The sequence below is a fragment of the Nitrosomonas communis genome, from assembly GCF_024102715.1.
In the GTDB taxonomy this organism is placed as follows: Bacteria; Pseudomonadota; Gammaproteobacteria; order Burkholderiales; family Nitrosomonadaceae; genus Nitrosomonas; species Nitrosomonas communis_B.
Window position 1 is genome coordinate 1 of record NZ_JAGFJM010000136.1, and the last position, 18694, is coordinate 18694.

The window sequence follows — 18694 nt, forward strand, 5'->3', positions numbered from 1 at the left end:
AGAACAGGTTTGCCTCATCCCGGCCAAATGGCAGATAGCCGATTTCGTCGATCACCAACAGTTTTGGCGATAACACACTACGCTTGAGATAGATATCCAGGCGGCCCTGTTTCTTTGCTGTGGCCAGTTGCAGCATCAAGTCGGCTGCTGTAATAAAGCGGACCTTAATACCCCGCATGATGGCGCTGTAGGCTAGCGCTATCGCCAAGTGACTTTTTCCGACCCCACTGGGGCCGAGTAAAACGAGATTCTCTTTTCGTTCCACAAACGCCAGACTGGTCAGTTCCTGTAGCTGCTTGCGTGGCGCACCGGTTGCGAAGCGGAAGTCGTAGTCATCGAAACGCTTGATAGCGGGTAAGCCTGCTGTTTTCAGTAACATCTCACGTGTGCGCTGCATCTTGCTGTCCAATTCAGCCTGCAGGATGCTTTCCAGGAAATCAGCAAAGCTTTTGTCCTGGGCTGCGCTATGATCTGCCGTCGCAGACCACTCGGCAGCAATTGCCGGTAGTTTGAGGAGGTCGCAGGCATGCTGTATGCGCTGCTGTTGCAGATTCATGGCCGCACCTCTAGCAGCTCGTCATACACCGATAACGGATGCTGCAAGCTTTCCAGCGGCATGGCATGACGCTGTGCTTGTGAAGTGCTTGTCAGTCGACAGACTACGCCATCAGGCAGCGCTTGCAGGTCAAAGCGTTCTTTATCCAGTAATAGCTGTGGCTGTTCTCCTGTCGTGGCATGAATGCGTTGATTGGCCACATCATGCAGCCACGGCCCGACTTGAGCATTGGCCGCCGTTACATCCAGTTCGAGCCAGGCTTGTTTGAGTGTGGCAGCCAGGGGCGTAATAAAACTGTGTTTCAGATAGCCATTAAATCGTTCAACCTTGCCTTTGGTCTTGGCACGGTAAGGTGGACATGCTTTGAGGCTAAAACCATAATCCTTGGCCATCTCAAGCAACTTGGCATTCCAGCGGTGCAGTCCTTCGCCATAGGCATCCCGTTCAATCATGATGCACTTGGCATTATCGAACAGCAGCTCTTTGGGCACACCGCCAAAGTAATGTAGAGCACCTTCAATACCGGCCAGCCAGTCTTCCTGGCGCTCATATTCGCTAAAGCGAACATAGGTAGCCCGGCTGTACCCCAGTGTGGCAACAAAGGCTTTGAGTTTGCGCCGTCCCCGGCGGATAGTAGTAAAGTCAACTTGTAGTTGTTGACCAGCTGGCGTTTCAAAACGCCGTATCGGTTCGTCCAGGGTGATTTTAAATGGGCGGATATAATTCTTGAGAACACCCTCCTTGCCTTCATATCCGTTGGCCTGTATTTCGCGAAACAGCACCGTGGCCGGAATCCAGTCCGGTTTGGCCGCATCAATACGCGCTTTAAGATAAGCCTTGAAGGGATCAAGTTTTGATACTCGATCAGCACGTTTACTGTAGCTTGGTGTCATGGCAATATTGCACAGATATTTACGCACGCTATTGCGTGACACCTGCAATGCCTTGGCAATGGCACGAATGCTCTTGCCTTGTCGGTGTAACACATGGATTTCCACTAATAGCTCCTGAGTTAGCATTAAATGTACACCGCCTTGTTCTATTAATCATCGGCGGCAATTCTGCCTCAGGTGGGTCAGTTTTATATTGTCGTTAGTGGGTCAATTTAACATTGCCGGTGACAAATAGCAGCTATCTTGGCGTGCGCCACCTGACACTTTAGGTTGGAGGAGGAACGTACCGATTGAGTGTTTCTACACTCCCACGTATACCTTTGAACGCAGCCCAGCATAAGAGTCCTCCTAAAGCGACAAAAATAAGCATACCTACAAGACCATATGCTTTTGCGGACTTTAATTCTTCAAGGCTCATACCTATACCTTGTTGAGCTAGAGCTTCGGAGAGCCCCGTGTCCATATATAAGATGCTCAGAATGACGAAGAGACCACCAAGGATACTACTTAAGGCCCCAAAACCAACGAAAACAGATCCGAGAAGCCCTAATAGTCCGAATACAACTCCTCGTATTCTTCTTGTGGTAAGGATAGGTTCGATCAGACTATCGTGACTGAGTTCGTAATACCAGCTATCGGCGCGCTGATCTGTACGCAATAAACGACCGTTGACCAGTTGCTGTAACGTAGAACGGTCAAGCTTGAGAATCCGTTTGATTTCGACCTCTTCAAGGCTCAGACGCCGCCCTTCGGGACTGATCAGGTACTGCTCGCAGAGCCGGCGGACTCTCTTACGGTTTCGTATGGGCTGGATAGACCGGACAGCGTCCATGTAGAAGCTGCGTAGCGTTGTTTTCAAGCCTTTTTCACCACCAAGATCAGCTAGATCGATCTCTACTGATTCTCCCGCTTGATGCTGGCGCTGGGCCACAAGTGCTTCGACTCGCTGACAAATTAGTTGCAGATGAAAAGGTTCGATGAATCCAACTGATGATCTACTCTTGGTTTTGGTCCGTCGCAACAGATAGTCGAGTATGCCCTGCACGGCTTTTGGTTGAAATGCAAACGGTTTCGTTGCCAGTCGCTGGTCTTGGACTTTGGTAGGCCCCTCGATCGCTGCAGCCGCGGCTTCAGCACTCAGAGGCGTCAGCCGAAACCGATTATTTAATATCTGAGGTATATAATTGGTCGCCTCTTCCAAATATCCCAAATAGTCCTCACGCAGGGATATCACGACACGAATTTCAGGTGGTGCGTCCGTAAGCGGTACGCTCTGATCCGAATTCTTCAAACTAGAAGAAGTGGCCTGTTCCGCAGCCGGCCTGATGCCCCGGATTAGATGGCCAAGTTCGGTGAGCAAACCCGCTCTCACCTCGTCACCATGCAGCGTGAATAGTTCCTCAAACTGATCAAGAATGAGAACCGGAGTCAGCAAAAGGTCGCCACGCCAAAATTCTGCAGTCTTGAAAAAGTGCCAAAGAGAAAGTTCATTTCCATGGTGATACTCTACGCCCTGACTTTCGGCGGAAACACGTATCCCATCTAATACCGTGCGGATGAGATCTTGTTTGATAATGTTTACTCTGGCGACCAGTGGAAGAAACCCATCCTCACGCAATGGTTGGGCCACCCCAGCATTCAGCAGCGATGTCTTACCCAAGCCGGATTTGGCATAAACCACAACCAGTCGATTCGCGATGATCTGATCCGTGAGCATCGTGGTTTCTCTTTCGCGGCCGAAGAAGACTGACCGTGAGACTGAATCGTCTGAAAACGGCTGGGCACCAGGATAGCGAGTTCGAGCGGTTTCCATAGATCACTTCCTTTGTCTGCGCTGATAGTCGCGTGTTAGCGTCGATACCAAATCCGCCAAATCTTGATCATAATAGTTTTCTCGCAAAGGCAGCTGTTGATAAGAGCCTAGTTCCTTAATTTTGTCATCGACTGACAGGTCGCCGACGACGAGTGGGATCAAAAATGAGCCGCGATATCGCAAGGCTTGCTCGCGAGCAATAGCAATCTCTTTGTTGACATAACCGACCTTTTTCGCCGCTAGTGCTGGTGTTTGCAGTACAAGCATATAATCAGTTTCGCGTAACTGATCTTCAATCATCAGATTCCAGTCCTCGCCTCCTCGCAATGCATCCTTATCTAACCAAGGTTCAAAACCTTCTTTCTGCAACGATGCGAAGAGACGCGCTGCCAAACCTTGATCTTCACTCGCGTAGCTCACGAATACACGCGGGCGAGACCCAAGAGTCACAGGTTGTGTGGCGATGCCACCCGTCGCCTTCAGTCTGCGGTCCAACTCAGAAAGAAAGGAATGGATGTCTTCTTCGCAAATTTCGATGCGGGTCCCCCGTTGGTAGAAGAGGATCGTTTGCTCCCTTTCCTGATCAGGTACTCCCTGTAGTAGAGGCTCAACAGCAACGGAACTTCCGGTTCGGCCCAATGCAAGCCCTCGGACGAGTGCTTTCAATAGCACGCGAAGATACCAGTGGCGAATACCGAAGCCCACAAACAAAAAACTAGCCCCATTTCGCTGTAGTGCCCTACGAAGGCTATTTGGAAGCGGAGGAGTCCCGGAAATTACGGCGAGCAGGAAATCCAAAAGGTCATTCTCACTGAGCACAAGGGATTGTGGCTCTTCGAAATAGCCGAAAAGATGGTAAATAAGTGGGGAATTTAGGGTCACGGGCACTGCGAATTCTGGATTTTCTTGCCCGTCTCCTCTCAAGTTGTATCTATAAACTATAGAAGACTTACCTACTGAACGAAATGCCATTTCGAGGAGTTGGTCATGGCACGTGGAAAGAACAAGGGAAAATGGAAGCGAAGCAATCTCACGATGTATGGTTGAAGGCTCCAATTGACTCGAAGTGTAAAACCCGGCCGATTGCGATCGTAGCATTCCCGGACCGAAGCCATCGGCATCTTCATATTGTTGTGCAACTCCCGCGAGGCTGGTAGCTGTTATGCGGCGTCCATCTTCCTCCAACTCCGCTGCAAGCTGATCCCTGAGCGCATCCGTGTAAGTAATTTGAGAATCAAGCTGACCGGCGCCTCTTTCTCTTGGTATATCCGCCGGGATCTCCGGACCTAGCACAAGCACACATTGCCCATATCTTAGGCTGGTTACCAAATTATTCCAGTGACGTTCTTTCACTATATATCTTATATTTCTTTAAATGTGAATTAAGAGTGAAATAGAAGCCAATTCATCGATAATGTTAAACTATTGAGGAAGATATCATCTAACCTCAATAAATCAAAGTAACGGATGAACTGGCAAGACCGATTAATAACAATTTATCTCTATATTTGCAAGCAATATCAGGAAAATATTTGGGTTTATAGTTAAAGAATAAGTAATTACGCGGATTTAAGCTTTAGCAACGAAGAAGTCATCGCTATTTACCTGTTCGGTGTGATGGATAAGCATAGAGAGATCAAAGGTATTTATGAATATGCGGGTCGTCATTTACGCGATTGGTTTCCGCGACTTCCGGGTTATGTGGCTTATGTTCAGCGCCTGAATCGGGTAGCCGATGTGTTTGCGCTCTTATTAGCACTGATTCAGCAAGAACAGGAAAACAAGGATCCAGGATAAGCTTGGCTGATCGATTCATTTCCGTCAGGGAAGTTTCGAGGCTCAAAAGCACTGAAACATGTCAACACATGAGCTAAAAGTGCGATGATGGCCGCTGTAGACAAGCATCGAAAATATGTACCTGAATCACAGCGTTACTATGAAAAAAACGGATTGAGGGAAAATCACATAACCAGGCAATTCGTGCGTTTGGCCGACAGCTTTGCCGCATCTATAGTCAATCCTTCATGCCGTTACTCAGGAAAATAGCGATCAACTCATTGACTTGCTCCGCTTCTTCGTGCTGAACCCAATGTGTTGCTTCTTCGATAAAAATTAGGCGCCCGTCATCGCAGAGATCAATGCTTGGCTGGGCCAGTTCCCGCCCTAAAAACCTGTCTTGGGCTCCCCAGATCAACAAAGTCGGCACAGTGATACGTGGATTGGCCGGAAGAGTGGGTGGCTTCTGTATGAGGGCTCGATACCAGTTAAGCATGGATCTGTATGCTTTCGGTTGAGACCAGGCCTGGCGGTATATATCCAGGTCATTCTGGGTAAACGTGCCCGGACGGCTGCTATTCTTCAAAGATTGTGTAGGCATATTCCAATTTCGAAGTCGGGCCAGCCTTTCTGGCAACCACGGAAGCTGGAAGAAGAAAATATACCAGCTCCGACACAGTTGCTTGATATTTCGTCGCAGGTGCCGTTGCAACACCAGCCCGTGAGGAACGTTCATGACTATCATTCGCGCTATCCGGTCTGGGTATTTGGTAGCCACCCACCAGGCGACCGCTGCGCCCCAATCGTGTCCGACTAGAAAAGCCTTCTCCTGACCAGCGGCCTTAATCAAGCCAATCACATCATCGGCTAAGATATCAAGGGTGTACGCCGCAATTCCGTCTGGCTTGTCGCTTAAGTTGTACCCGCGTTGATCTGGAGCCCATACCCGATAACCGGCCGATGATAAGTAGGGGATCTGCCGTTTCCAACCATATGAGAACTCGGGAAATCCATGCAATAAAATAACCAGCTGCCCATCGCTCGGACCATCTTGGCCAACGTGCAAGTGAATGCCATTTGTTTCAATAAACTGATAATCCATGATAGATGCTCCTCTCAATAAAGCGCAGTTAGCGCGGTAGGCTGGAGTGAGTCGGCGAATCCCAGCAATTAATGTGAGGTGGATGTTGAGGTTCCTCTCGTTATCCAAACCTACGGGCTTGATTCCTCCACCCACCAGCATCAAGTATGCTTAGCTATTATCTATCGTCTCATCTTATGCTCGTTCACTCGAGTGGCGGTGGCGGGATCGTTTCTATCTTCACGCCAGGTAGGATGGTTGAAATGGATGACAAAATCCCCGTTGTAGGAGGCGACTGCGCTGTCGAAAGTCAGAGTGCCGATATGTCGCCAGTTTCTAAACTCGCGTCGTTCAAACGCTGGTGTGCCGTGGGTCGAGCCCTCGTCGGTTACTTCAATGTTAAAGACGAGTCGGCGTTTTGGGTTGGGATCGCCCTGGTCGTAAATCTGCGCCATGATTTCGTCACGGAAATCTAGATCCTCTCCAGCGACGCGAGCGTGGTTGGATGCTACCTTGAGACGCATAAATTCCGGCGCTCTGGTCGGCTCGCTTTCAGGCTTGCCGAGCTCAGCGATTTGGTATAGCTGGCGGATCGTAGGTTTGTTGTCAACGAAGAGAAAGAATATTCCCTCCAGGAGCAGAATGGGCAGTCCCATGCCCCGTCGCCAAGAGCGCGTATCGGGTGCGTTGCGAAGCTCTATGTCGTTGATTGAGTCGGTACGTTCTCCTCCTAAATCTTCCTGAGTAAAGAAATTAGCTGGACGTAAGCGCTCAGGGTGGTTCGGATCGATTGTGGGATAAAGCTTGCCTACCAATGCCAGCGATCGGGTATGACCGCGTCTGGTCTCGCTGCAACAAGTAGAATAGCGACCGATGAGCAGGCCCTTGCTACCTTGAGCAAAATAACCCGAGTAGTCGGTATTTTCGGAGATTTCCCAGAGACCAGTGAGACAGATACCATTCGGATGAAGCAGTCGGCGAACACCCCTACCTTCCTCACCCCAACGCAGATCGGCATGGGAATCCACTGCGCGTTCCACAGCTTGACGAAACAAATGCGGCTTGCCGAAGGGTAAAATGCCTCGTAGTATGCTGGCAAGGGTGACTTGGTAAGCAGGGAACGGCGATTCGCCTTTACTGCCCCATACCTTTTGGTAAGGATTGGCGAAGATAGCGTCACGCACTTCAGAAAACCGCGATCCTTGGTAAGTACGATCCTCCTCAGTCATCTGCACCGATCCGAAGTAGGTTTTATGCATGAAATGCCTCCGAGATAAGTTGGTTTCGTGAACTTATATTTAGTAACGAATTTATCATGACCTGGTCAAGTAGCCGGTATTGTCGATGTGGATACGGTTACTTAATTGTGTGTCGTGGACTCTCAGCGTTTTGATTCTTTGCCTTCTCGCGCTCATGCGGAGTCACGCAGACGACGTCACCAGCAAACGCTTCTCGCCAAACATATCCATCGCGGCAAGTGTTTGGCCCAGAGGGCCCGCCCCCGACTCTCCGGTTGTTCGCGGCATTTGCATTCTGTGCCTTTGCTTCCGCCCGCTCAGCAGGCGTCACGCAGACACCATCGCCATCCTGTGCATCGCGCCAAACATAACCTGGTTTGCACTCAGCAGCTGCAGTCTCGATCATCATGGCCACTGCGAGAGGAACCACGATGACGAAGGTAGATATTTTTAGTGGCTTTGTCATGTTTTTACTCCTTGAGTTTAATTAATGCTTAAATTAAGCAGATAAGCTATAGCAGCGCCTGTTGAAAGATAAACGTCCAACGTCCAGCATCAGCTGCGGGGTGGGCGGCGCGTCTCGTGCGGCGCAGGGGGGATAGCGCCAGATCGTCAGCTGCATGCTGTTGTTGGGCTTAAACTTCATCCGTTTTGCCATTGTATGTCAGGCAGAACTATTGCTGGCAGCACTAAAGTATTTACCAGCCGTTACCGATCTGTATTCGCTGCGCACTACTGTAGCCGCGCTTACTCTCGCCGGGGTAGAGCCACAAATCGCCGGTTGCGTTTTCTCGGGTGAGGATGTCCTGGTGACCGTCCTGGCCCCAGTCGGCTAGCCCAAAAAAGATATACGTCTCCCTCATATCTTGAGCTGCTGATATTGAAACTATTGCAAACCAAACAATGACGGAAGAAAGAGATAGTTTTTTCAGTAGATGCATAACAACCTCCATATGTCGGTGGAAGGGTTTGCCCGCTACTGGTCCACCGTGTGCCCAGGTATAGACCTAACGAATAGCGTTTATCCGTCGCCTTTCCCAAGTTTATAATAGCTACTGTCCTATCGGCGGTAGATAAACCTTGTTGAACTAAGTTAGCGGGAAGTGGCGCTTATGGGGATTGTAAGTCTGCGGAATGCCTCGTGTAAATAGCAGAGTAAAAATGTGAAACAGGGGATAGGCCACGGTTTTATGTTTTAGGATCGTGTGACCCCCGCGTGGCACCAGAAAAACTAAAGGGATCTAGCATTTCTGCTAATTTCTTGATTTCATTGGCGCCCTGGAGACGAATCGAACGTCCGACCTACCCCTTAGGAGGGGGTCGCTCTATCCACTGAGCTACCAGGGCGAAGCCCGTATTTTACGCTATTATGTGCGGATGGATAAACAGAAACCGCTCCCAGTTCAAAACACTGCCGTCCAGCAAAAATTACCACAAGCCGTAGTAGTGCTTGGCTTGGTCAGTTTTTTCAATGATTTTGCTTCCGATATCGTCGCGCCGCTTATTCCGATTTTGCTGGCTTCCGTGCTGGCAGCTGGACCGGTGGCGTTGGGTTTGATCGAGGGGATTGCCGATGCCTTGGCCAGCTTGTTGAAACTCTGGTCGGGGCGGCATTCTGATTTGATGGGTGGGCGCCGTAAAACATTGACGTTGATGGGCTATGTTTTGTCGAATACTGCGCGCCCCTTGCTGGGATTGGCTGTTTCCTGGCCAATGGTGTTGCTGTTGCGCAGCATCGATCGCGTTGGCAAAGGAATACGCGGCGCACCGCGCGATGCACTGGTGGCGGATGCCACGCCTTCGCATATGCGCGGTTATGCATTTGGTTTCCATCGTGCACTGGATAATGGCGGCGCAGTGGCGGGCAGTCTCGCTGCGGCAGCGATACTCGCCTGGTCGGGGCTGGGTCTGATCGAAGTGATTTTATGGTCTGCGCTGCCGGGTTTGTTTGCAGTGTTGCTGATCGGTGTAGGTATCAAGGAAGAAAACAAGAGCAACATAACGAAAACGAAAGACGCCTTACCTGAATCCTTGCCCCCCTTGCGCTGGTCATTATTATCTTTGCCGGCACGGCGTTATCTCCTGGTGCTGACGCTCTTCACTTTTGCACGCGCTTCTGAGACATTCATTCTGCTGCTGGGGTATCAACTCGGCATTGGCGTAGTAGAGTTGCTGCTGATCTGGTCTGCGATCAGTCTCGCCAAGGCCATGACCTCGACTGCCGGGGGGCAACTGGCTGATCGCTATGGGCGCGGCAGTTTGATGCTGATCGGCTGGGGGGCGTTTGCGGTGTCGTTCCTGTTGCTTGGACTGGTGAGCAGCAGTAGCGGATTATGGCTGGTCAGCATTTTTTATGGTCTGTTTATCGGTATGAGCGAAGGGGCTGAACGTGCGCTGATCAGTGATTATGCCAGCCCAACTGAACGAGGCACCGCCTTTGGCTGGTACCATCTGGCGGTCGGCTTGGCGGCCATTCCTGCTGGTGTGCTGTTCGGCTCCCTGTGGCAGTTTCATAGCGCATCGCTGGCATTCTTTTTTGCCGGCGGGCTGGCTGCCTTGGCAGCTTTACTGCTGCGGCTATGGGCTTGGCCAGTTCACAAAACGATAGAGACGAGATTGCATTAAGCAGATGACTTCAGCAGCACCAGCACGGCGCCACTGCCGCCATGTTCAGGATTTGCCTGACAAAATGCCAGTACATCATCGCGTTGTGCGAGCCAGCTGCCTACGCGCGATTTCAGCACAGGTTCACGATTTTTTGAGCTCAATCCTCGGCCATGAATGACACTTACGCAGCGTGCGCCATAGCGGCCGCATTCATCAAGAAATGCTGCCAGCGCATAACGCGCCTCATCCCGTGTCATGCCATGTAAATCCAGCTCAGCCTGAATTTTCCAATGACCACGCCGCAATTTGCGCAAAATCTGGCGGGACAGGCCAGGACGCAGGTAGGACCACTCATCCCCTTGCTGGATTTCCAATGAAAGGTGGTCTGACAGCGTATCCCTGGTAACAGTTGTTTCAACACGCGGTCGAACAATGGGTCGGGGCGGTTTTTGCCGATGAACGGCCTGGTTGGGTGGCGGAAGCGGAATCACATCCCGCATCGCCTCACGAAACAAGGCAGCCTCTTCGTCGTTATTTTTATGATCGGTTGCTGATACTTTTTTCCTGTCCCGCTTCACCTGAAATCCGATCAAGCTAAATCTTCGAGATACTTCTCTGCATCCAGAGCGGCCATACAACCAGTGCCGGCACTGGTCACCGCCTGACGATAGACATGATCCTGCACGTCGCCCGCGGCAAATACGCCGGTAATGCTGGTCGCGGTGGCATTGCCTTCATTGCCGCCCTGAGTGATGATATAGCCATTTCTCATCTCTAGTTGCCCCTCGAACAGATCGGTATTGGGCTTGTGCCCAATGGCAATAAAAACACCACGCACATCCAGCGTGCGGGGGGTGTGATCCTGCGTATTCTTAATACGAATGCCGGTTACACCCGACTCATCACCGAGTACTTCATCCGGCACATGATTAAGCGCTAACGTGATATTGCCGTTTTCTACGCGATGCATCAGCTTATCGATCAGAATTTTTTCCGAACGGAATTTGTCGCGCCGGTGGATCACTGTCACGTTGCGGGCGATATTGGAAAGATACAGTGCTTCTTCGACAGCGGTATTGCCACCGCCGATCACGGCGACATCCTGCCCTTTATAGAAGAAGCCATCGCAGGTGGCGCAAGCTGATATACCCTTGCCCATATAGGCTTCTTCGGAAGGCAATCCCAGGTATTTGGCGGAAGCGCCGGTGGCGATGATGAGGGCATCGCAAGTGTAGGTGCCTTGATCGCCTATCAGAACAAAAGGCTTTTCCGTCAACTTAGCGGTATGAATATGATCGAAAATGATTTCGGTTTGGAAGCGCTCCGCATGCTTCTGGAAACGCTCCATTAATTCCGGCCCTTGCACGCCTTGCACATCGGCCGGCCAATTATCGACATCGGTGGTTGTCATGAGCTGACCGCCTTGCGCCAGGCCGGTGATGACGACAGGGTTGAGATTTGCACGTGCTGCATAGATCGCAGCGGTATAGCCTGCGGGGCCAGAACCAAGAATAAGCAATCGGGAATGTTTGGTTGTCATGTTTTAGTGTTAATAAAAAAATAATTTAAGGTTTTTGTTCGAGAACGATAACGTATTCATACATATCCAGTGCTTCTGGTGCTGATGGCTCTTTTTTACGAGCGATCATCAGCAAGCGCTCTGAAGGTTTTTTCTCGCTGAGTAACAAATCGTTTTCATTCAATGCTTCATTGGGAAAGTACATCTGAGTAGTCAAATTAGCATAACCTTCTTTGGCTACCTTGAAATGAATATGCGGCGGCCGCATCCAGTTTTTGGATGCAGGATATGCGCCCGGCATGACGGTTTTGAAGCGAAACTCGCCATGTTTATCAGTCAATACAATCGCCCATCCCTGAAAATTGGGATCCAGTGGCGCCGGATTGGGATCGCCCGGGTGGCGATAACGTCCCTTTGCATTCGCTTGCCAGATTTCGACAGTCGCCTGCGGGATGGGCTGTCCACGCATATCCATTACCCTGCCCGTGACCATGATGTGTTTGCCTTGAGCTACATCCTTGTGACCTGTTACTTGCGTCAAGTCGAAATCTTTATCATCCTGCGGCGTGACAGGATAAAATGGCCCTTCCGTTTCAGGCGGCGTCGGCAGGAGGGCTTTGGCCAGCCCGCTTGTTGCCGCAAATATGCTTACTACACCGCTCAATAGACCCAATCTAAGCAGTTTTCTTCTGGCTAGGCTTTTCATCCTCATCTCCTCAGGTCAGATTACTCAAAACAATTTAACAATTTAAATTTGTTCGACTTGAGCAGTTGAATACCGTTCCTATAATTTCTGCTCCACCCAAGCACTCACGCTTGCCAGCGCCGCAGGCAGCTTGTCAGGCAAGGTGCCACCAGCCTGCGCCATGTCTGCGCGCCCGCCACCTTTGCCGCCCACTTGCTGCGCGACATAATTGATCAGTTCACCGGCTTTTACTTTCGCGGTCAGATCATCGGTCACGCCGGCAATGAGCGTCACTTTGCCGGCTTCGGTCGTTGCCAGCACGACAATGCAGGGTTTGAATTTGTCCTTGAGCTTGTCCAAGGTTTCGCGCAGTGTTTTGTTGTCCGCTCCTTCCAGCTTGACCGCCAACACCTTCGTGCCTTTGACTTCGCGCATCTGTTCACCGAGCTCACTGCTTTGCAGCGTAGCCAACTTTGATTTTAATGCAGATAGTTCCTTTTCAAAGGCCTTCTTCACTTGCTGCAAATGCTGAATCGCCATCGGAATCGCACCCGCTTGCAGGGGCGGCACATTCAGTAGGGAGGCGCTTTTCCTGCGATCTTCTGCCAGCACTTCCACATAATGCATTGCGCGATCGCCGGTGCAGGCTTCCACCCGGCGCACCCCTGCCGCCACACCGCTTTCGGAGATGATCTTGAATAGGCCGATATCGCCGGTACGCTTGACATGGGTGCCGCCGCACAACTCCCGCGAAGAACCGATATCCAGTACCCGTACTTCATCACCGTATTTCTCCCCGAACAGCATCATGGCACCGGCTTTTTTCGCCTCCTCGATCGCCATCACACGCGCCTGGCATTCGCTATTAGCGAGGATCTCGGTATTGACGATTTCTTCCACCTGCCGGATTTGCTGCTCACTCATCGCTTCGTTATGCGAAAAATCGAAACGCGTGCGCTCATGATCCACCAGCGAGCCCTTCTGCTGCACATGACTGCCCAGTACTTCCCGCAACGCCTTATGCAGCAAATGGGTCGCGGAATGATGACGCGCTGTGCGCATCCGCGCCAGCGGATCGACTTTTGCTACGATGGTATCGCCCACTACCAAGCGGCCGCTGCTTAACAAGCCCTTGTGCCCGAACACGTTTGCCTGAATTTTCTGGGTATCGGCTACCACGAATGTGCCACTGGCTGCCAGTAACTCGCCGCAATCACCGACCTGTCCGCCTGACTCCGCATAGAAAGGAGTGCGATCGAGCACGATCACCGCTTCTTCGCTAGCTTCGATAAATCCCACCTGGCTGCCTTGCCGGTAAATTGCCAGTATGCGCCCCTCCTGCTGCAGGCTGTCATAGCCATAAAATGCGGTAGGGATGCCGTGATATTCTACCCCGCCTTGCATGGTGAACTTGCCTGCCGCGCGTGCGCGCTCGCGTTGGTCTGCCATGGCTTTGTCGAAGCCGGCATAATCGATGCTGATACCACGTTCCCGGGCAATATCGGCGGTCAGGTCGACGGGAAAGCCAAAGGTATCGTACAAGCGGAACACAGTGTCACCGCTCAGCGTGCCGCTGTGCTCGCGCAAGGCCGTTTCCAGCACCTGCATGCCGTTTTCCAATGTTTCCGCAAAACGCTCTTCTTCCTGCTTGAGCACGTTAGCAACGCGCTCCTTGGCAGATAGGAGCTCAGGATAAGCCTGCCCCATCACGTTGGCGAGATCATCGACCAGTCGATGAAAGAACGGCGTCTTTTGCTCCAGGCGGTAACCGTGCCGGATGGCACGCCGGATAATGCGGCGCAACACATAACCGCGCCCTTCGTTGCCTGGAATGACACCATCGGTGATCAGAAAAGCGCAGGCACGGATATGATCGGCAATGACCTTGAGCGAATTGTTCGATAAATCACGGCTGTGCGTCTCGCGTGCTGCCGCCCTGATCAGATACTGGAACAGATCGATGTCATAGTTGCTATGCACCTGCTGCATCACTGCGGAAATCCGTTCCAGCCCCATGCCGGTATCGACCGAGGGTTTCGGCAATGGGTGCAAGGTGCCGCTGGCATCACGATTGTATTGCATGAACACCAGATTCCAGATTTCGATATAGCGATCGCCGTCCGCATTGGCTGAGCCCGGCGGGCCACCGGCCACTTCGGGGCCGTGATCATAAAAAATCTCGGAGCAGGGGCCGCACGGGCCGGTATCGCCCATCTGCCAGAAATTATCCATGGTAGCGATGCGCACAAAGCGTGATGGGTCGATGCCAACCTCATTCAGCCAGATATCCGCTGCTTCATCATCTTCGGCGTACACCGTGACCCACAGTTTTTCCTGAGGAATTTCCAGTACCCTGGTCAGAAACTCCCAGGCGTACTGAATGGCATTACGCTTGAAATAATCACCGAAACTGAAGTTGCCCAGCATTTCAAAAAAAGTATGATGGCGCGCGGTATAGCCAACATTTTCCAGGTCGTTGTGCTTGCCGCCTGCCCGTACGCAACGCTGCGAACTGGTTGCACGCACATAGGGCCGCTTATCCTGGCCGAGAAATACATCCTTGAACTGCACCATGCCTGCATTCGTGAACAGCAAAGTGGGATCATTGCCGGGCACCAGCGGACTGGAAGCGACAATGGTATGGCCATACGACTCAAAGAATTCAAGGAATTTTTGTCTTATTTCACTGCTTTTCATGTTTGTTCCATTTCATGCAACACGTATTAGATGACAGCCTTTATACATCTTCATGCGGGCAAGCCAGCACTTGACGGATGATTTCGGCAGAAAATCCTCTTCCTGTCAGAAAGCGCATTTGTTTGCTGCGTTCTTTCAAGGTTTCAGGGATCACGCCGAATTTCCTGCGCCAGACTGCACGCGCTGCCTCCAGTTCAGTGCCTTTTAGTTCAACCATGGCGGTATCGATCAAATGTTCGGCGATGCCTTTTTCTTTCAACTCATGGCGGATGCGTTGCGCGCCATATTTGTGTCTACGGCCATGCACTATTTGCTCGACCACGCGTTCAGCCGATAGTAATCCGCGCTGTTCCAGTGCATCCAGCACTTGTGCCAATGCTTCGGGTGTCTGGGCGTATTCGGTCAGCTTCTTTTCCAGTTCTAGCCGCGAATATTCCCGTCTGGCCAGATAGCCCACGGCACGGGTTTGCAAGCTCGGCTTGCTGGTCATTATTCGCCGGCTTTGTCGCCTGCTGGGGCAGTCTTGGTGGCCTTCGCCGGTTCGGCCAAGCCTGCTGCAACCCGTATTTTCTGCTCGATCTCTTTGGCCATTTCCTTATGTTCTTTCAGATAATCGCGTACATTGTCTTTACCCTGACCGATTTTTTCACCATTATACGAATACCAGGCGCCTGCCTTCTCGATCAATTTATGCAGCACGCCCAATTCGATGATCTCGCTTTCGCGCGAAATGCCTTCACCATAAAGAATATCGAAATCAGCCTGCTTGAAGGGCGGCGCCACTTTGTTTTTAACGACTTTTACGCGGGTTTCGTTGCCGATCACTTCTTCTGCCTTCTTGATTGAGCCGGTGCGGCGAATATCGAGCCGTACCGAGGCATAGAACTTCAGTGCGTTCCCGCCGGTGGTTGTTTCAGGATTGCCAAAGACCACACCGATCTTCATGCGGATCTGGTTGATGAAGATGACCATGGTGTTAGTGCGTTTGATATTAGCGGTCAGCTTGCGCAGCGCCTGTGACATCAAGCGGGCTTGCAAGCCCATCTGCGGTTCACCCATTTCGCCTTCGATCTCTGCGCGCGGGGTTAAGGCTGCCACCGAATCTACCACCACAATATCGACCGAGCCGGAGCGAACCAGCATATCGGTGATTTCCAGCGCCTGCTCGCCATTATCGGGCTGCGAAATCAGTAATTCCTGGATATTGACGCCGATTTTCTTGGCATATTGCGGATCCAGCGCATGTTCTGCATCAATAAAGGCAGCAGTCCCGCCCATTTTCTGCATCTCTGCGATCACCTGTAAAGTCAGTGTGGTTTTACCGGATGATTCAGGTCCGTAGATTTCAATGATCCGGCCACGTGGCAATCCACCCACTCCCAATGCGATATCCAGCCCTAAAGAGCCGGTGGACACTACCTGGATATCACTGGCCACCTCGCTTGCGTCCATGCGCATGATCGAACCTTTACCGAACTGCTTTTCAATCTGGGAAAGCGCTGCAGCCAATGCTTTATTTCTGTTCTCGTCCATCTCTTTTCCTGTTAACAATTCATTGAATTATCGCATATTCAATCGAGGAAGAAACAAGCTTGCAACAGCGCTTTTTATGGTATGGCCACAGTGTGTATGGAACCTCGCGAAAAATGAGCAAAAACTTCAAGTATATGGCTCGCCTGCGATATAATTTGCATTCGCTGACATTGACACAATTCTTTTCTTATATTCTTGGCAATAATAGGGAGAAAACCATTAGAATCATTTTATTAGGTGCCCCAGGCGCAGGTAAGGGCACGCAGGCCAACTATATCAAAGAACATTTTGGTATTCCGCAAATCTCGACGGGGGATATGCTGCGTAATGCGGTCAAGGCCGGCACACAACTTGGCATCATGGCAAAAAAAATCATGGAATCAGGGGGCTTGGTACCGGATGATATCATTATCAATCTCGTCAAAGAGCGGATTGCTGAGCCTGATTGCACCAATGGTTTTTTGTTCGATGGCTTTCCTCGTACTATTCCGCAGGCAGATGCGCTGAAAGCTGCTGATGTGCAGATTGATTACGTCGTCGAAATCGATGTGGCCGATGCAGAAATCATCAAACGCATGTCAGGCCGCCGCGTGCATCCGGCTTCGGGGCGCACCTATCATATCGAGTTCAATCCACCCAAAGTAGACGGCAAGGACGATGTGACAGGTGAGCCGCTGATCCAGCGGGATGATGACCAGGAGGAAACTGTCAGGAAACGTTTGCAGGTCTACCATGACCAAACCAAGCCGCTGATCGAGTACTACTCGAATTGGTCAGCAACGGGAGCATTCAATGCGCCGCGTTATATCAAAATTGCTGGCACTGGTGATGTAGAAGCCATTCGCCACAACATCATGACATCGCTTACAAATAAGCCCAAGAATTTTTTTGATAAGTTATTGAGCTATTTCCGGAAGTAAACAAAAAATAGAATCACCAAAGTTTTGATCAATCAGGAGAAAAAAATCATATGATAATAAAAAATGCATTCTATGCACAATCCGGCGGCGTTACTGCTGTTATCAACGCTTCTGCGGCAGGTGTGCTGGAAACAGCCCGTGCGCATAGTGACAAAATCGGTAAAGTGTACGCTGGTCGTAATGGCATCATTGGTGCACTGACGGAAGACTTGATCGATACCAGCGTAGAATCTGCCGAAGCAATCAGAGCATTACGCCATACGCCTTCTGGCGCCTTTGGCTCTTGCCGTTATAAACTGAAAAGCCTCGAGCAGAACCGGCGTGAATATGAACGCTTGATTGAAGTATTCAAAGCGCATGACATCGGTTATTTTTTCTACAACGGCGGCGGAGATTCAGCGGATACCTGTTTGAAAGTATCGCAATTGTCAGACACGCTCGGCTACCCTATCAAAGCCATACACGTCCCCAAAACAGTCGATAATGATTTGCCGATTACCGATTGCTGTCCTGGTTTTGGCTCGGTGGCGAAATATATTGCCGTATCGACACGTGAAGCCAGCTTTGACGTCGCGAGCATGGCCAAGACATCCACCAAAGTGTTCGTGCTGGAAGTAATGGGACGTCATGCAGGATGGATTGCGGCTGCAGGCGGCCTGGCTTCGAGCGAAGACTGCGAAATTCCGATCGTCATCCTCTTTCCGGAAGTGACTTTCAATAAAGAAAAATTCCTCGCCAAAGTCGATAGCTGCGTCAAGCAATATGGCTATTGCTCAGTGGTGGTATCAGAAGGGGTCAAAGGCGCAGATGGCAATTTCCTTTCTGACCAGGGATTACGCGATGCGTTTGGCCATGCGCAATTAGGTGGAGTGGCGCCGGTCGTCGCGAATATCATCAAAGATGGGCTGGGACTGAAATATCATTGGGGGGTGGCTGATTACCTGCAGCGCGCAGCCCGTCATATTGCCTCTAAAACGGATGTGGAGCAGGCTTATGCCATGGGTAAAGCCGCTGTCGAATATGCGATTGCCGGACATAACTCAGTCATGCCTACGATTGAACGTATCTCCAACAACCCTTACAGCTGGAAAGTAGGGATGGCTGAATTATCAAAAGTCGCTAATGTAGAAAAAATGATGCCAGCAGACTTTATCTCCCAAGATGGCTTTGGCATTACGGAAAAATGCCGTGAATATCTCTCGCCGCTGATAGAAGGTGAAGATTATCCTCCTTATAAAAATGGCTTGCCTGATTACGTGCGGCTGCAGAATGTCGCGGTCGCCAAGAAATTGGGTGAGTTCAAGCTTTAGCTCGTACAGTTACATTCTGGCAGCAAGAACGTATAAAATACGCGCTCTTGCTGTTTTTAGTTCAAA

At 50.9% G+C, this 18694-nt stretch carries 18 protein-coding genes and 1 tRNA gene; 5 read left to right on the forward strand and 14 right to left on the reverse strand.

The annotated features are described in order from the left end of the window. From J5I83_RS13120 to J5I83_RS13135, 4 genes are all read right to left on the reverse strand, one after another. Nucleotides 1-556, reverse strand: a 556-nt coding sequence (locus J5I83_RS13120; protein ID WP_304056852.1) for an ATP-binding protein, incomplete at its 3' end; no start/stop codon positions are given. Beyond that, nucleotides 553-1575, reverse strand: a complete 1023-nt coding sequence (istA, locus tag J5I83_RS13125; RefSeq protein WP_304056855.1) for an IS21 family transposase — start codon at nt 1573-1575, stop codon at nt 553-555. The genes J5I83_RS13120 and istA, both read right to left, overlap by 4 nt. 139 nt (nt 1576-1714) lie before the next feature. Beyond that, nucleotides 1715-3262, reverse strand: a complete 1548-nt coding sequence (locus J5I83_RS13130; protein ID WP_369683429.1) for a hypothetical protein — start codon at nt 3260-3262, stop codon at nt 1715-1717. A 3-nt stretch (nt 3263-3265) separates the two neighbouring features. Continuing rightward, a complete protein-coding gene (locus J5I83_RS13135; RefSeq protein ID WP_304056860.1) occupies nt 3266-4615 on the reverse strand; it encodes a toll/interleukin-1 receptor domain-containing protein in 1350 nt (449 codons plus the stop codon). Nucleotides 4616-4879: 264 nt separating this feature from the next. On the opposite strand from J5I83_RS13135, the gene J5I83_RS13140 reads away from it, so the two are divergent. Continuing rightward, the gene (locus J5I83_RS13140; RefSeq protein WP_304056863.1) at nt 4880-5059 is read left to right on the forward strand and encodes a hypothetical protein; all 180 of its coding nucleotides are present in this window, start codon (nt 4880-4882) and stop codon (nt 5057-5059) included. A 217-nt stretch (nt 5060-5276) separates the two neighbouring features. Here the strand turns inward: J5I83_RS13140 and J5I83_RS13145 are convergent, their stop codons facing one another. The 3 genes from J5I83_RS13145 to J5I83_RS13155 all read right to left on the reverse strand — a co-directional run bounded on the left by J5I83_RS13145 (nt 5277) and on the right by J5I83_RS13155 (nt 7823). Next, complete coding sequence (locus J5I83_RS13145) at nt 5277-6158, reverse strand: alpha/beta fold hydrolase (RefSeq protein ID WP_304056865.1); 882 nt, start codon at nt 6156-6158, stop codon at nt 5277-5279. A gap of 143 nt (nt 6159-6301) precedes the next feature. Beyond that, nucleotides 6302-7378, reverse strand: coding sequence for a hypothetical protein (locus J5I83_RS13150; RefSeq protein WP_304056868.1), 1077 nt, complete (start codon nt 7376-7378; stop codon nt 6302-6304). 97 nt (nt 7379-7475) lie between these two features. Beyond that, complete coding sequence (locus tag J5I83_RS13155) at nt 7476-7823, reverse strand: hypothetical protein (RefSeq protein ID WP_304056870.1); 348 nt, start codon at nt 7821-7823, stop codon at nt 7476-7478. A 160-nt stretch (nt 7824-7983) separates the two neighbouring features. On the opposite strand from J5I83_RS13155, the gene J5I83_RS13160 reads away from it, so the two are divergent. Next, on the forward strand, nt 7984-8193 hold the full coding sequence (locus J5I83_RS13160) for a hypothetical protein (protein ID WP_304056873.1): 210 nt from the start codon (nt 7984-7986) through the stop codon (nt 8191-8193). Between the two features lie 435 nt (nt 8194-8628). Here the strand turns inward: J5I83_RS13160 and J5I83_RS13165 are convergent. Next, a tRNA-Arg gene (locus J5I83_RS13165) sits at nt 8629-8704 on the reverse strand. A gap of 30 nt (nt 8705-8734) precedes the next feature. Here J5I83_RS13165 and J5I83_RS13170 point away from each other — a divergent pair. Then, nucleotides 8735-9982, forward strand: a complete 1248-nt coding sequence (locus J5I83_RS13170) for an MFS transporter (protein WP_304056876.1) — start codon at nt 8735-8737, stop codon at nt 9980-9982. Here J5I83_RS13170 and J5I83_RS13175 read toward each other — a convergent pair. The 6 genes from J5I83_RS13175 to recA form a co-directional block, all read right to left on the reverse strand. Next, on the reverse strand, nt 9979-10557 hold the full coding sequence (locus J5I83_RS13175; RefSeq protein ID WP_304056878.1) for a Smr/MutS family protein: 579 nt from the start codon (nt 10555-10557) through the stop codon (nt 9979-9981). The two genes, J5I83_RS13170 and J5I83_RS13175, sit on opposite strands and share 4 nt — an antisense overlap. Continuing rightward, nucleotides 10554-11504 carry a thioredoxin-disulfide reductase gene (gene trxB / locus J5I83_RS13180; protein WP_304056881.1) on the reverse strand — a complete coding sequence of 317 codons (951 nt, stop codon included), beginning with the start codon at nt 11502-11504 and terminating at the stop codon, nt 10554-10556. Before trxB ends, J5I83_RS13175 begins: the two co-directional genes overlap by 4 nt. A gap of 25 nt (nt 11505-11529) precedes the next feature. Then, on the reverse strand, nt 11530-12189 hold the full coding sequence (locus J5I83_RS13185) for a protocatechuate 3,4-dioxygenase (RefSeq protein ID WP_304056884.1): 660 nt from the start codon (nt 12187-12189) through the stop codon (nt 11530-11532). Nucleotides 12190-12267: 78 nt separating this feature from the next. After that, complete coding sequence (alaS, locus tag J5I83_RS13190; RefSeq protein WP_304056886.1) at nt 12268-14865, reverse strand: alanine--tRNA ligase; 2598 nt, start codon at nt 14863-14865, stop codon at nt 12268-12270. A gap of 40 nt (nt 14866-14905) precedes the next feature. Then, nucleotides 14906-15355 carry a recombination regulator RecX gene (recX, locus tag J5I83_RS13195; protein ID WP_304056889.1) on the reverse strand — a complete coding sequence of 150 codons (450 nt, stop codon included), beginning with the start codon at nt 15353-15355 and terminating at the stop codon, nt 14906-14908. Continuing rightward, nucleotides 15355-16398, reverse strand: a complete 1044-nt coding sequence (recA, locus tag J5I83_RS13200; protein WP_304056891.1) for a recombinase RecA — start codon at nt 16396-16398, stop codon at nt 15355-15357. The genes recX and recA overlap by 1 nt, the downstream gene beginning before the upstream one ends. A 218-nt stretch (nt 16399-16616) precedes the next feature. On the opposite strand from recA, the gene adk reads away from it, so the two are divergent. Both adk and J5I83_RS13210 read left to right on the forward strand, forming a co-directional pair. Beyond that, nucleotides 16617-17318 carry an adenylate kinase gene (gene adk / locus J5I83_RS13205; protein ID WP_304056929.1) on the forward strand — a complete coding sequence of 234 codons (702 nt, stop codon included), beginning with the start codon at nt 16617-16619 and terminating at the stop codon, nt 17316-17318. 50 nt (nt 17319-17368) lie between these two features. Beyond that, on the forward strand, nt 17369-18628 hold the full coding sequence (locus J5I83_RS13210; RefSeq protein WP_304056894.1) for a 6-phosphofructokinase: 1260 nt from the start codon (nt 17369-17371) through the stop codon (nt 18626-18628). Nucleotides 18629-18694 lie beyond the last annotated feature (66 nt).

What these genes read in the sequence shown, in the direction of transcription:
- recA (WP_304056891.1), bottom strand. Translation starts at nt 16,398, where the DNA reads ATGGACGAGAACAGAAATAAAGCATTGGCTGCAGCGCTTTCCCAGATT.
- J5I83_RS13210 (WP_304056894.1), top strand. Translation starts at nt 17,369, where the DNA reads ATGATAATAAAAAATGCATTCTATGCACAATCCGGCGGCGTTACTGCT.
- istA (WP_304056855.1), bottom strand. Translation starts at nt 1,575, where the DNA reads ATGCTAACTCAGGAGCTATTAGTGGAAATCCATGTGTTACACCGACAA.
- J5I83_RS13155 (WP_304056870.1), bottom strand. Translation starts at nt 7,823, where the DNA reads ATGACAAAGCCACTAAAAATATCTACCTTCGTCATCGTGGTTCCTCTC.
- J5I83_RS13170 (WP_304056876.1), top strand. Translation starts at nt 8,735, where the DNA reads ATGGATAAACAGAAACCGCTCCCAGTTCAAAACACTGCCGTCCAGCAA.
- J5I83_RS13130 (WP_369683429.1), bottom strand. Translation starts at nt 3,262, where the DNA reads ATGGAAACCGCTCGAACTCGCTATCCTGGTGCCCAGCCGTTTTCAGAC.
- trxB (WP_304056881.1), bottom strand. Translation starts at nt 11,504, where the DNA reads ATGACAACCAAACATTCCCGATTGCTTATTCTTGGTTCTGGCCCCGCA.
- J5I83_RS13140 (WP_304056863.1), top strand. Translation starts at nt 4,880, where the DNA reads ATGGATAAGCATAGAGAGATCAAAGGTATTTATGAATATGCGGGTCGT.
- J5I83_RS13150 (WP_304056868.1), bottom strand. Translation starts at nt 7,378, where the DNA reads ATGCATAAAACCTACTTCGGATCGGTGCAGATGACTGAGGAGGATCGT.
- recX (WP_304056889.1), bottom strand. Translation starts at nt 15,355, where the DNA reads ATGACCAGCAAGCCGAGCTTGCAAACCCGTGCCGTGGGCTATCTGGCC.
- alaS (WP_304056886.1), bottom strand. Translation starts at nt 14,865, where the DNA reads ATGAAAAGCAGTGAAATAAGACAAAAATTCCTTGAATTCTTTGAGTCG.
- J5I83_RS13185 (WP_304056884.1), bottom strand. Translation starts at nt 12,189, where the DNA reads ATGAAAAGCCTAGCCAGAAGAAAACTGCTTAGATTGGGTCTATTGAGC.